This window comes from Janthinobacterium foliorum, assembly GCF_978021625.1.
This window is the reverse complement of the sequence record NZ_CDXDQE010000007.1, coordinates 41,273-53,285: the sequence shown is the minus strand read 5'-3', so window position 1 is coordinate 53,285 and position 12,013 is coordinate 41,273. Positions and strand designations below refer to the sequence as shown.

The 12,013-nt window shown below is 66.5% G+C and carries 11 protein-coding genes; 8 read left to right on the top strand and 3 right to left on the bottom strand.

The window, feature by feature from the left end; genetic code table 11:
* Positions 1–61 precede the first annotated feature (61 nt).
* Together sodC and ACZ92H_RS15840 are read left to right on the top strand one after the other, a co-directional pair.
* Entirely contained in the window at positions 62–574 is a 513-nt protein-coding gene (sodC, locus tag ACZ92H_RS15845) for a superoxide dismutase [Cu-Zn] SodC (protein WP_465050225.1), read from the top strand.
* Between the two features lie 74 nt (positions 575–648).
* Positions 649–1,185, top strand: coding sequence for an ankyrin repeat domain-containing protein (locus ACZ92H_RS15840; protein ID WP_131370420.1), 537 nt, complete (start codon positions 649–651; stop codon positions 1,183–1,185).
* A 10-nt stretch (positions 1,186–1,195) separates the two neighbouring features.
* Here ACZ92H_RS15840 and ACZ92H_RS15835 read toward each other — a convergent pair whose 3' ends face one another.
* Positions 1,196–2,215: an alpha/beta hydrolase gene (locus ACZ92H_RS15835; RefSeq protein ID WP_465050266.1), complete on the bottom strand. Its 1,020-nt coding sequence runs from the start codon at positions 2,213–2,215 to the stop codon at positions 1,196–1,198.
* Positions 2,216–2,445: 230 nt separating this feature from the next.
* Here ACZ92H_RS15835 and ACZ92H_RS15830 point away from each other — a divergent pair, with 230 nt between their 5' ends.
* On the top strand, positions 2,446–3,357 hold the full coding sequence (locus tag ACZ92H_RS15830; protein WP_465050226.1) for a LysR family transcriptional regulator: 912 nt from the start codon (positions 2,446–2,448) through the stop codon (positions 3,355–3,357).
* 10 nt (positions 3,358–3,367) lie between these two features.
* On the opposite strand, the gene ACZ92H_RS15825 is transcribed toward ACZ92H_RS15830, so the two are convergent.
* Positions 3,368–5,575 (bottom strand): TonB-dependent receptor, encoded by a 2,208-nt coding sequence (locus tag ACZ92H_RS15825; RefSeq protein WP_465050227.1) that lies wholly within the window; start codon positions 5,573–5,575, stop codon positions 3,368–3,370.
* A 403-nt stretch (positions 5,576–5,978) separates the two neighbouring features.
* Between ACZ92H_RS15825 and ACZ92H_RS15820 the strand changes: the two genes are divergently transcribed.
* A complete protein-coding gene (locus tag ACZ92H_RS15820; RefSeq protein ID WP_465050228.1) occupies positions 5,979–8,132 on the top strand; it encodes a TonB-dependent receptor in 2,154 nt (717 codons plus the stop codon).
* A gap of 12 nt (positions 8,133–8,144) precedes the next feature.
* Here the strand turns inward: ACZ92H_RS15820 and ACZ92H_RS15815 are convergent, their stop codons facing one another.
* Positions 8,145–8,834, bottom strand: a complete 690-nt coding sequence (locus tag ACZ92H_RS15815) for a response regulator transcription factor (protein WP_465050229.1) — start codon at positions 8,832–8,834, stop codon at positions 8,145–8,147.
* A 151-nt stretch (positions 8,835–8,985) separates the two neighbouring features.
* On the opposite strand from ACZ92H_RS15815, the gene ACZ92H_RS15810 reads away from it, so the two are divergent.
* From ACZ92H_RS15810 to ACZ92H_RS15795, 4 genes are all read left to right on the top strand, one after another.
* Positions 8,986–9,669 carry a response regulator transcription factor gene (locus ACZ92H_RS15810; protein WP_465050230.1) on the top strand — a complete coding sequence of 228 codons (684 nt, stop codon included), beginning with the start codon at positions 8,986–8,988 and terminating at the stop codon, positions 9,667–9,669.
* Positions 9,656–11,095: a sensor histidine kinase gene (locus ACZ92H_RS15805; RefSeq protein ID WP_465050231.1), complete on the top strand. Its 1,440-nt coding sequence runs from the start codon at positions 9,656–9,658 to the stop codon at positions 11,093–11,095. The genes ACZ92H_RS15810 and ACZ92H_RS15805 overlap by 14 nt, the downstream gene beginning before the upstream one ends.
* Positions 11,092–11,523, top strand: a complete 432-nt coding sequence (locus tag ACZ92H_RS15800; protein ID WP_290605434.1) for an EamA family transporter — start codon at positions 11,092–11,094, stop codon at positions 11,521–11,523. Before ACZ92H_RS15805 ends, ACZ92H_RS15800 begins: the two co-directional genes overlap by 4 nt.
* A 96-nt stretch (positions 11,524–11,619) precedes the next feature.
* The gene (locus tag ACZ92H_RS15795; protein WP_465050232.1) at positions 11,620–11,970 is read left to right on the top strand and encodes a PepSY domain-containing protein; all 351 of its coding nucleotides are present in this window, start codon (positions 11,620–11,622) and stop codon (positions 11,968–11,970) included.
* Positions 11,971–12,013 lie beyond the last annotated feature (43 nt).

Genomic DNA, 12,013 nt, shown 5'->3' with positions numbered 1-12,013 from the left:
GCGACAATAAGGACGGCACGGTGCAATGCCCTATCCGAACAACCGACTTGAGGAGCGACGTATGAAAATATTATTGACGGCAGTGCTGGTACTCGGTGCGCCACTGGCGCAGGCGCAGACGGTGGAATTGTTCTTTGCGGGACCGAATGGCGCGCAGCAGGCTGCCGGCACGGTCAGCATCACGCAAACGCCGTACGGCGCCCTGCTCACGCCCGACCTGAAAGGGCTGCCCGCCGGCACGCACGGTTTCCATCTGCACGAAAAGCCGTCGTGCGACGCCACGCTCACCGATGGCAAGCCGACGCCTGCCGGCGCGGCGGGCGGCCACTGGGACCCGGCCAAGACGGCGGCCCACAAGGGGCCATACGACGCGACCGGCCACAAGGGCGACCTGCCCGCCATCTATGTCGGGGCCGATGGCACGGCCACCTACCCGGTGCTGGCGCCGCGCCTGAAGGCCGATGAATTCAAGGGCCATGCCCTGATGGTGCACGTGGGCGGCGACAACCACAGCGACCACCCGGAAAAACTCGGCGGCGGCGGCGCGCGCATGGCCTGCGGCGTGGTGAAATAAACGGCATCGGGGCAAGCATCAGGGCGCAGTCAGTGTAAGCTGGGCGCCTTGACCACCCTTGCGGAGACAAACCCATGAACGCCGATACCCCGAACACCCCGCCAACCATGGATGCGGAGACGCTGGCATTCATCCACGGCCTGTTTGACCTGGTGCGCGAAGGCGATACGCAGCAGCTTGGGGCCATGGTGGCCCAGGGCGTGCCTGTCAACTTCCGCAACGCAAAAGGCGACAGCCTGATCATGCTGGCCAGCTACCACGGCCATCTGGACACGGCACGCCTGCTGCTCGAAGCGGGTGCCGACGCCAACGTGCCCAACGACCAGGGCCAGACGCCGCTGGCCGGCGTCGCCTACAAGGGCTACCTGGAGATCGCCGAGCTGCTGCTGCGGCATGGCGCCAAGGTGGAAGGCGCCAGCCCGGACGGCAAGACGCCGTTGATGATGGCCGCCATGTTCAACCGCCTGGCCATCCTGGAGCTGCTGCTGCGGCACGGCGCCCGCATCGACGCCGTGGACAGCCGCGGCATGAACGCCGTTACCCTGGCCAAGTCCATGAATGCGCAGGACACCCTGGGCAAGCTGGCCGGCCTGGGGCAGACGGCAGGCTGACGGCGTCCCCTTACGGCTTGAGCGTCCTGGCGTAGAAGCCGGCCAGCTTGGCCACGGCGGCGTCCACGTATTGCGGCACCCAGTAGGTTTCGATGTGCGTGGCGCCCTCGATCTTGTACAGTTCCTTGTCCCGCGTGCCCGTCGCCTTGGCGAACGCATCTTCCGTCATGTACAGGCTGTCGGCCTTGCTGCCGGCGATCATCAGCAGCGGCTTGTCGATCAGGCTGATCTGGTCGGTAGCGTCAAAGCGCATCAGGTCGAGCAGGCTGCTGACGGTGAATCTGGCGCTGGAATTCGGATGGGCATGCGTTTTGCCATAATAGTCGAAGCCCTGGCGGTACATTTCAAACGGCAGCTTGGCGATCTGCTCATCGCTCAGCTGCACGTCGTTCGCATACAGGATCTTGCCGCCGGCCGCTTCCTGGGCACGCGCATCGGACGCCTGCTGCAGGCGCTGCTGCACCGTGTCCAGCTGGGAATCCATGAAGCCATTGCGACGCACCCGTCCCGAATTGAACATGCTCAGGGTGGCCACCGTCTTGAAGCGCTTGTCCGTCTGCGCCGCCTTCAGCGAGTAGCCACCGCCGCCGCAGATACCCAGCAAGCCCAGCCGGGCCTGGTCCACGCCGGCATACTGGCTGAGAAAATCGGCCATGCCGTGGATATCCTCGACGCGGTTCGCCGGCTTGTCCACATTGCGCGGCTGGCCGCCGCTGGCGCCCTGGTAGGCCGCATCCGCCGTGATCGTGATGTAGCCCAGTTCGGCGAGCCGCTGGGCATACAGGCCGGCCACCTGCTCCTTGACGCCGCCATTCGGATGCGCCACCACCACGGCCGGGCAGCGGTGTTTCGGATCGTAGTTCGCCGGGGTGTAGACATTCGCGGCGATATCCAGATTGTTCAATTTGTAGGTGACGGGGTGGATATTCACCTTGCCGGCGACATTTTCCGTAATGGCACCGCGGTAGGTCAACGTAAATGGATTCATTCTGTAATCCTCTGCTTGCGCTTGGTTGATCGAGACGGCCATGGCCGAAGCGAAAAGAACGGACTTGATCAAATCGGTTGTTGCCATATGAGAATATTCCTCTTTCCACAAACAGGTTTAACAGGTTTTCAATGGTGCGGGTGCGGCGCGCAGGCGTGGCGCTGCCCGACGATTTTTCACGCAGGCACGCTGGCTTGGAATCGAGTATAGGTTCATGTACCATTCTCAACAATCCCGAAAAATCTGTACAAGTTGATGAAGGAAATTCACCTATGCAAGCAGGCATCTCCGAATTGACGGCCTTTATCGCGATTGCCGAGCACGGCAGTTTTCGCGCGGCGGCGCTGCGTCTGGGGGTATCGCCATCGGCGCTGAGCCATGCATTGCGCCATCTGGAAGCGCGCCTGAACGTGCGCCTGTTCAACCGCACCACGCGTTCGGTGGCCCTGACGGAGGCGGGAGAGAAATTGCTGCACCGGGTGGCGCCGGCGATGGCCGACCTGTCGGACGCCATGAATGAAGTGGCGTCCGCCGTCAACCGCCCGTCGGGCATCATCCGCATCAGTGCGGCCGAGGCGGGCGCCAAGCCCCTGATCCGCCATGTGCTGCCCGGCTTTCTGGCGAAATATCCCGATATCCATGTCGAATTCGTCGTCGACACGCGCTTTGTCGACATCGTGGCCGACGGCTACGATGCGGGCATCCGCGTCCACGACGACGTGCCGCGCGACATGGTGGCCGTGCGTTTCGGACCGGAAATGCGCTTTGCTGCCGTTGCCTCGCCTGCCTACCTGGCCGCGCACGGCACGCCCGCGACGCCGGACGAGCTGGCCCGCCATCAGTGCATCCGCTTCCGCTTCGCCAGCGGCACGCTGTACCGCTGGAACCTGGAGCGCGGGGGAAAGAGCGTGAACATCGATGTAGCCGGCCCCATGACGCTGGGCAATCCCCCCCTGATGATCGAGGCGGCGCTGGGCGGCATCGGCATCGCCTGGGTGCCCGGCTACCACGCGAGCGAGCATATCGCCGCCGGCCGGCTGGTGCAGGTGCTGGAGGAATGGAGTCCGGCCATGCCGGGTTTTTGCCTGTACTACCCGGCGAACCTCCATCCGCCCATCGCCTTGCGGCTGCTGACGGAGGCGGTCCGGGAATGGCATCAGGCCACGGCAGCGGCCGTAGCCTGATGCGCCGCCGTCAGTACGAGAAGTTGGCGGTGATGACGGCCGAGCGGCCCGCCGCCACGGACGCGTAGTTGCCGTAGGCCTTGTCGTAGTACTTCTTGTCCGTCAGGTTGTACAGGTTGAACTGCAGGGCCAGGTGCTTGCTCACGGTGTAGCTGGCCATGGCGTCAAAGCGCGTGTAACCCGGCACGCCCGTCGTATTGGCCGCGTTCGCATACATCTTGTCGACCGAGGTCGCGCCGCCGCCGATTTTCAGTTGCGGCAGGACGCGATACGTGGTCCACACGGTGGCGCTGTTGCGCGGCGTCAGCGGGAATTGCTTGCCGATATTTTGCTGCGTGGGGCCGCCATCCTTGACCTTGCTGTCGAGGTAGGTGTAGCCGGCGAAGATGTCCCAGTCGGCCGACAGATTGCCGGCGATGCCCAGTTCCACGCCTTCCACGTTTTGCCGGCCAGCGTTGACGGTGTGGCCCAAGCCATCGGGAATGCGCGCATTCGTCTTGGCCGCCTGGAACACGGCTGCCGACAGCGAAACGCGGCGGTCCAGCACTTCCCACTTGGTGCCCAGTTCGATGTTGCGGCTGCGCTCCGGCGACAGGTCGGCCGTGGCGGCGCCGATCGCGTCGCCGCCCTGCCCGCCGTCGACGCCCACCGGGTTCGACGAGGTGCCCCATGACGCATACACGCTGCCATTGGCGGCGGGCTTGTAGACGATGCCCAGCTGGTAGTTGGCGAAATTGACGTCATTCTGCAGCGAAGTCGCCTTGACGAGCGCGTTGGCATCCGTCGTCGCCCTGGTGCGGTAGCTGTCGAAGCGCACGCCGGCGTTCAGCAGCCATTGCGCGTCCAGCGCCACGGTATCGAAGGCATATGCCGACGCCGTGTCGGTGGTGGTGTCGAGCACGGGATAGGCAGGCTCCGTGCGCGTGTACGAGCCCGTCCACGGGTTGGCCGGATTCCAGCCGCTGGCCGAGGTGCAGTTATAGGCCACCTTGCACGGTGCGCCCGGGCGCAGGTTGTTGCCGGCGCTGTCGAGCACGTAGTAATTGTCGCGCTTGCTCTTCTCGCGGCTCAGTTCCAGGCCCGTCGTCACGCTGTGCTGCATGCCGCCGAGCAGCAGCTTGCCCGTCAGTTCCGTCTGGTTGGTAAACGAGGTCATGTCGAAGATGCCGCTCTTCGCTTCCAGCAGCAGGATATCGCCGCTGCTGCCCGACCATTGCGGGTTGGTGGCGATGTAGTCGAGGCTGGTCTTCGCCACTTGCGTCACGTTGCGCAGCTTCCAGTTGCCGCCCAGGTCATGCCGCACTTCCCCCTGCGCGATGTCGGCAGTGTTCTTGATGAAGTCGCGGCTGGTGAGGCCAAAGAAGCGGCTGCGCGGCACGTCGAGCGGTTCCCCGCCCGAGCGCGCGTATGGCACGGCATAGTCGGGCATGTCATGCGACTGCATGTGGTAATAGCTGAGGATGACTTGCGTGGGGCCGCCCAGGCCGAAGGTGACGGACGGCGCGATGCCCCAGCGGCTGTAGTCAACGGCATTACGGCCAGGCATGTTCGCCTCGTGCCACATCAGGTTCAGGCGGCCGGCGGCGTTGCCGCCGAGCTGGCGGTTGGCGTCCAGGGTGCCGCGCAGATAGCCATCGCTGCCCGCGCCCACGCCCGCATTCGTGAAATCGTCGGCCTTGGCCGTCTTGCTGATGATATTGATGCTGCCGCCGACGGAACCGCGGCCCGTGTACACGGAACTGGGGCCCTTCACCACTTCGATCTGCTCGATGTCGAAGGTTTCGCGGCTTTGCGCGCCGGCGCTGCGCATGCCGTCGATGAACAGCGAACTGCTGGAATCGAAGCCGCGCATGCTGGGATGGTCGCCGCCCGGCGCGCCAAATGCGTCGCCGCCCTTGAAGCTGATGCCCGGCACGCTGCGCAAGGCATCGCTCAGGCTGGCAGCCTGGGTTTCCTTGAGCAGCGCGGCCGGGATGACGGTGACGGTGCGGGGCGTGTCGATCAGGGGCGCGGTGAATTTGTTCGAGGCCGAGGACGTCACTTGCAGGCCCTGGTCGGCGTGGCCCGTGACCGTGATGGTGGGCATGGTGGCGTCCGTGTCAGCGGCTGCGGCGGCGTGGACGGCCAGCGGCGACAGCATCGGTACGGCGAAAAACACGGCGCGGATGGCGCGTGCCATGGGAGTGGCTTGCAACGCCATGCTATGACTTGACTGCATATTCAATTTCTCCGGAAAAACGGACCCATTCCAAAAGATGGGCCAGCGGGGTAGCGGCCGGTCAACCCGGTCCAGCTTGCCGAACGGTGATCGGACAGGGCTGCGCCTGCATCACGCTCAGTGCGATCATCTCAAATGAGAATGAACCGCATTATCATTTACGAGTCCGGCGGCGAGAAGGCATATAAAAATATATTTCATAAATGTAGTATTTTTGCGACCTGTTCATGCTCCCTTAATGTTCGGTCTGCTAGGGTATTTCGAGCCCCGCCATGGGCTGCAGCAACGCCCCATGCCGGCGCAATTTTTTTAACAAAATTAGATCGTAATGATTCTCATTTCGGTTATAGTGCGTGCAGTTTTCTATTTATCAACCTTGTACGCTCACCCACTGTAACCATTGATGACTACGCTACATACCGCCCCAGCCCACCCTCTCCTCACCACCCGCCTGATCCTCGCCGGCCTGCTGGTCGCCAGCGTGACGCCGCAGGCCATCGCCCAGGCCAGGACCGACCCTCCCGCCACCCTTGCCACCGTGGTCGTCACGGGCCAGGCGGAAGCTGATGCCGGCGGGCAAATTGCCAAGAGCGCGCGCGCCGGCATGCTGGGCGAAAAGGACTTGCTGGACACGCCCTTCAGCGTCAACAGCTACACGAGCCAGCGCATGCTGGACCAGCAGGCGCTGACCCTGGCCGAGGTGCTGGGCGGCGACCCGTCTACGCGCTTCACGGGCCAGATCGGCGGCGTCACGGATTCCTTCTTCATCCGCGGCTTCCCCCTCAACGAGGGCAATCTGAGCGAAGTGGCGTTCGACGGCGTGTACGGCGTCTCGCCCAACTACCACCTGTTTACGGAATACCTGCAAAGCGTGGAAGTGCTCAAGGGGCCAGCCGCCCTGCTGTACGGCATGTCGCCCAATGGCGGCGTGGGCGGCGTCGTCAACGCCGTGCCGAAACGCTCGCTGCCGCGCGACCTGACGCGCCTGACCGTCGATTACGGTTCCAGCGCGCAGCTGGGCGCGGCCATCGACGTCAGCCGCCGCTTCGGCGAGGAGCGGCGCTTCGGCATCCGCTTCAATGGCTTGCACCGCCAGGGCAAGACGCCGCTCGACCACCAGCGCTCGCGCGCGGAAGTGGCGGCCGTCGCCCTCGATTACCAGGGCCAGCGCCTGCGCGCCTCGTTCGACCTGATCGAGCAATACCAGTGGATCGACGCGCCCACGCGCCCCTTCCTCGTCGCCGCGCGCCTGCCCGTGCCGGCCGCGCCCGATGGCCGCCGCAACATCGCCCAGTCCTGGGGCTGGTGGAAGTCCAACGACCTGGCCAGCCTGGGCAAGATCGAATACGACTTGAACGACAACGTCACGCTGTTTGCCGACGCGGGCGGCACGCGCTCCGACGTGTCGCGCTATTCGGACCAGACGCCGACCATCACCAGCGCGGCGGGCGACATGACGGTCACGCCCATGAACTGGAAATTCCGCGTGCGCCGCGCCAGCGCCGACACGGGCGTGCGGGCGCGCCTGCGCACGGGCGACGTCCAGCATGCGCTGGTCGTGATGGGCAATGTCTACCAGGACGAATTTGGCAGCGTGGCCAATTCCGGCAAGCTCATCACGTCGAATATCTACCACCCGGTCGCCGTGCCCGATCCCGGCATTCCCGCGCCCGCCGGCGCGCCGAAACTGTCCGCCTCCACCCTGTCCAGCCTGGCCGTGGCCGACACCCTGGACATGCTGGACCAGCGCGTGCAGCTGACCCTGGGCGTGCGCCGCCAGCTGGTCGAATCGAAGAACTACAGCGCCGCCACCGGCGCGCTGACCACCCGCTACAAGCAGGGCGCCCTGACGCCGCTGGCCGGCATCGTCGTCAAGCCGCTGCGCCACGTGTCGCTGTACGCGAACTATATCGAGGGCCTGAGCAAGGGCGATATCGCGCCGAACATCGCCGACAACGCGGGCCAGGTCTTCGCGCCCTACAAGAGCAAGCAGTATGAAGTGGGCAGCAAGGCCGATTTCGGCGTGGTGCTGGCGACCCTGGCCGTGTTCCAGGTCAGCAAGCCCAGTGGCGCACTGTACGGCAAGGTGTACAGCATGGACAGCGAACAGCGCAACCGGGGCCTGGAGCTGAACCTGTCGGGCGCGGCCAGCAAGGCCGTGCGCCTGCTGGCCGGCATCACCCTGCTCGACGGCCGCCTGGTGAAGACCAACAGCGCCGCCACCATGGGCAAGCGCCCCGTCGGCGTGCCCACGGCCATGGCCAACCTGGGCGGCGAATGGGATGTGCCGTACTGGCCCGGCCTGACGGCCACGGGCGCCGTCAGCTACACGGGCAAGCAGTATGTCGACCAGGCGAACGTGCAATCGGTGCCGTCCTGGACCAAGGTGGACCTGGGCCTGCGCTACCGCACGGCCATCGCCGGCAAGGCGACCACGCTGCGCGGCGGCCTGATGAACGCCTTCGACCGCCACTACTGGGCCGGCGTGGCCTCGTATGGCACCATCTCGCAGTCGGCGCCACGCACGCTGCAGCTGTCGGCCGCCGTGGACTTCTGACGCCGAGCGCGGTCAGGCATCGCCCGGCATGGCGCGGCGCAGGCAGTAGCCGGCGCCCGCCACCGTGTGCAGCAGCGCTTCGGCGTGGCCGTGGTCGACCTTGCGGCGCAGCCGGTGCATGTGCATGTCGATGATATTGCCGCGCGGTTCAAAATCGTAGTCCCACGCCGCCTCCAGCAACATGGCGCGCGTGACGACCTGGCCGGCGCGGCGCATCAGCAGTTCCAGCAGCAGGAATTCGCGCGGCTGCAAGTCCAGCGCGCGTCCGTCGCGCTGCGCCGTGCGGGCGGCCGTATCGACGCGCAGGCCGGCCAGTTCCAGCACGGGCTGGCGCCGGCTCGCGTCGCCGCGCCGTCCCAGCGCCTCGAGGCGCGCCAGCATCTCGGCAAACGCGTAGGGCTTGACCAGGTAGTCGTCCGCCCCGGCGCGCAGGCCCGCCACGCGCTCCTCGGTGCTGCCCAGGGCGCTGACCATCAGCACGGGCGTGCGCGCGTCGCGCTGGCGCAGCTGCGCCAGCAGCGCCATGCCGTCCATGCCCGGCATGCGGCGGTCGACGATCACCACGTCATAGATGCCTTCGCCCGCCATGGCCAGGCCCGTCGCGCCGTCGCCCACCTGGTCGGCCACGTGGCCGCTCTCGGCCAGGCCGCGGGCCAGGTACTGGGCCGAGCGGCGGTCATCCTCGATTACCAGCAGACGCATTGTGCGATTCTTTCCATAATTGCCAGGCAGCGGCCCAACATGAACGATTTTTAATCCGCGCGCGAAGCGCCTGTAGCCGGCGCCACGGCATAATGCAGTATATATCAGGGGCACGCGGCACCATGCCGCCGCCGCGCACAGGGAGGACAACATGGCCAGGGTGCTGGTAATCGAAGATGACGGGCAGACGGCCAGCGAAATCGACGCGGCCCTGTCCGACCATGGCCACCAGGTCGACCTGGCCGGCAATGGCCGCGACGGCCTGCTGAAAGCCGTCACCGGCAGCTATGACGTGATCGTGCTGGACCGCATGATGCCGGGCGGCCTCGATGGCCTGGCCGTGCTGTCCACCCTGCGCACGGCCGGCACCACCACGCCCGTGCTGATCCTCAGCGCGCTGTCCGCCGTGGACGAGCGCGTGCGCGGCCTGCGCGCGGGCGGCGACGACTACCTGGCCAAGCCCTTCGACTTCATCGAGCTGACGGCGCGCCTGGACGCCCTGCTGCGCCGCCGCGACGCGGCGCCCGCCGTCACGGGCTTCCAGCTGGCGAACCTGGAAATGGACCTGCTGACGCACACCGTGCGCCGCGCCGGTCAGACCATCGACCTGCTGCCGCGCGAATTCCGCCTGCTCGAATACCTGTTCCGCAACGCGGGCCAGGTGCTGACGCGCACCATGGTCTTCGAAGCCGTATGGGATTACCGCAGCGATGAGCGCAGCAACGTCATCGACGTGCACATCAGCCGCCTGCGCAAGAAGATCGACCCGGACGGCACGGCGCCGCTGATCCACACCTTGCGGGGTTCCGGCTATGTCTTCCGTGTCCCCGACTAAATGGTGGCAAGCCGCCCCCGGCGGCCCCACGGCCCTGCTGCACGGCTTGCGGCGCGCGGCCAGCTTTCGCATGGCGCTGCTGTTCCTGGCCCTGTACGGCCTGATATCGCTGCTGCTGTTCGCCTTCCTGTACGTGCAGATTTCCGCCTACGCGCTGGGCCGCATCGACGACTGGCTGGCGCGCGAGCGCAATGGCCTGATGCGCGACGGCATCGCCGAGCTGCATGCGCGCGTGGATTTCCACGCCCGGCTCGACCCCGACAACGTGCGCCCGTTCGGCCTGTACGACGCGCAGGGCCGCCGCCTGGCCGGCACCTTTCCCGGCCCCCTGCCGGCCATGGCCCGCGACGGCCGCGCCGTCAGCGTGGCGCTGCAGGACGGCCGGCGCGCACTGCGCGCGGCCGCCTTCGCGCTGGACAATGGCCAGACCCTGCTGCTGTCGCAGGACCTGCACGAGTTCAAGGAATTCGACGAAGTGCTGGTGCGGGCCCTGGCCTCGGCCGCGGCGCTGGCACTGCTGCTGGGCATGACGGGAGCGGCCATCATCGGCCGCGGCTCCGTGCGGCGCCTGGACGCCATCACGCGCGCCATCGAAGCCATCGTCTCGGGCGACCTGAGCCAGCGCCTGCCGCAGCGCGCGGCGCAGGGCGCCAACGACGACGTGGACCGCCTCGTGATCGTCGTCAACGGCATGCTCGACAACATCGAGCGCCTGATGCGCGAAGTCAAGGGCGTCTGCGACGGCATCGCGCACGACCTGCGCACGCCGCTGGCGCGCCTGCTGGCGGGCCTGGAACGGGCGCAGCGCCGCGCCGGCAGCGCCGAAGACTACCACCTGGCCGTGCAGGCGGCGATCGCGGAAACGCTGTCGCTGCTGGCCACCTTCAACGCCATGCTGCGCATCTCCGAGGTGGAGGACGGCATCCGCCGCGCCGGTTTCACGAACGTGGACCTGGCCGCCGTGCTGGACGACGTGATCGAATTCTATGAACCCAGCGGCGAGGAAAAGCACCTGGCCATCGACTATGCGCGCCCGGCCGGCCAGGCATTTCCCCTGCGCGGCGAAGCGAGCCTGCTGTTCGAAGCCTTCGGCAACCTGCTCGACAACGCCATCAAGTTCACGCCCGACGGCGGCCGCATCGCCGTGCGCTTGTGGCAGGACGCCGCGGGCTATGGCATCGACATCGAGGATACGGGGCCCGGCATTGCCGCCGCCGAGCGCGAAGCCGTGTTCCGCCGCTTCCACCGCAGCGAGGCGAGCCGCCACCTGCCCGGCAATGGCCTGGGACTGAGCCTGGTGGCCGCCGTCGCGCGCCTGCACGGCTTCAGCATCGCCATCGCCGACAGCCAGGCCGGCTGCCGCATCGCGCTGCGCCTGCCCATTTCCCTGGATGCCTCCGTCCCTGAAAGGATGCCCGCCCCATGACGCCCCAATCGAACTGGATCACCTTTGCCCTCGCCTCCGCCGTCTTTGCCGCGCTGACGGCGCTGTTCGGCAAGCTGGGCGTGGTGGGCCTCAATTCCAACCTCGCCACCTTCATCCGCACCGTCGTCATCCTCGCCGTCATCGGCGGCATCGTCTCGCTGCGCGGCGAATGGCAAAACCCCGCCACCATCAGCGCGCGCAGCTGGCTGTTCCTGGTGCTGTCGGCCATCGCCACGGGACTGTCGTGGCTATGCTATTACCGCGCGCTGCAGCTGGGGCCCGTGAGCCGGGTGGCGCCGCTCGACAAGCTCAGCGTCGCCCTGGCCATCGTGCTGGGCGTGGTCTTCCTGGGCGAGACCCTGACCTGGCCCGTGGCGCTGGGTGCCGCGCTGATCGTGGCCGGCTCCATCATCATGGTGATCTTCTAGGTTTCTGCCGAAGCTGCGGCGTGCTCAGTGACAGCTAAGTCTCGTTCCCTATGCTCTCCCTGGCGCACCCCACGCGCACAACCACTGGAGGAAACCATGTACCGCCATACCAAACTGACATTACTCGTCGTCGCCCTCGCCACGGGCGGCGGCATGGCCTGGGCCGTGACGGGCCAGCAGGCCGCCATGGACAACGATGCCCTGGCCATCGCCAAGGCAAAAATATCCCTCAGCCAGGCCATCGCCACGGCCGAGCAGCATGCGGGCGGCAAGGCCACGCGCGCCGAATTCGAACATGAAAAAGGCAGCTGGATCTTCGACGTGGAAGTGGCCAGCGGCGCCAGGGTCTTCGACGTGCGCATCGATGCCGACAAGGGCGCCGTGCTGTCCTCGCAAGAGGACAAGGCCGACCGCGACGGCCGCGAACACGAGCACGACGACGACTGATCCCGCCAACCCGCCGGCCCGACCCAGTCGGGCCGGCCTGCCA

Excerpts from the sequence above, each read along its gene's own strand:
- sodC (WP_465050225.1), top strand. The coding sequence starts at position 62 with ATGAAAATATTATTGACGGCAGTGCTGGTACTCGGTGCGCCACTGGCG.
- ACZ92H_RS15840 (WP_131370420.1), top strand. The coding sequence starts at position 649 with ATGAACGCCGATACCCCGAACACCCCGCCAACCATGGATGCGGAGACG.
- ACZ92H_RS15835 (WP_465050266.1), bottom strand. The coding sequence starts at position 2,215 with ATGGCCGTCTCGATCAACCAAGCGCAAGCAGAGGATTACAGAATGAAT.
- ACZ92H_RS15830 (WP_465050226.1), top strand. The coding sequence starts at position 2,446 with ATGCAAGCAGGCATCTCCGAATTGACGGCCTTTATCGCGATTGCCGAG.
- ACZ92H_RS15825 (WP_465050227.1), bottom strand. The coding sequence starts at position 5,575 with ATGCAGTCAAGTCATAGCATGGCGTTGCAAGCCACTCCCATGGCACGC.
- ACZ92H_RS15820 (WP_465050228.1), top strand. The coding sequence starts at position 5,979 with ATGACTACGCTACATACCGCCCCAGCCCACCCTCTCCTCACCACCCGC.
- ACZ92H_RS15815 (WP_465050229.1), bottom strand. The coding sequence starts at position 8,834 with ATGCGTCTGCTGGTAATCGAGGATGACCGCCGCTCGGCCCAGTACCTG.
- ACZ92H_RS15810 (WP_465050230.1), top strand. The coding sequence starts at position 8,986 with ATGGCCAGGGTGCTGGTAATCGAAGATGACGGGCAGACGGCCAGCGAA.
- ACZ92H_RS15800 (WP_290605434.1), top strand. The coding sequence starts at position 11,092 with ATGACGCCCCAATCGAACTGGATCACCTTTGCCCTCGCCTCCGCCGTC.
- ACZ92H_RS15795 (WP_465050232.1), top strand. The coding sequence starts at position 11,620 with ATGTACCGCCATACCAAACTGACATTACTCGTCGTCGCCCTCGCCACG.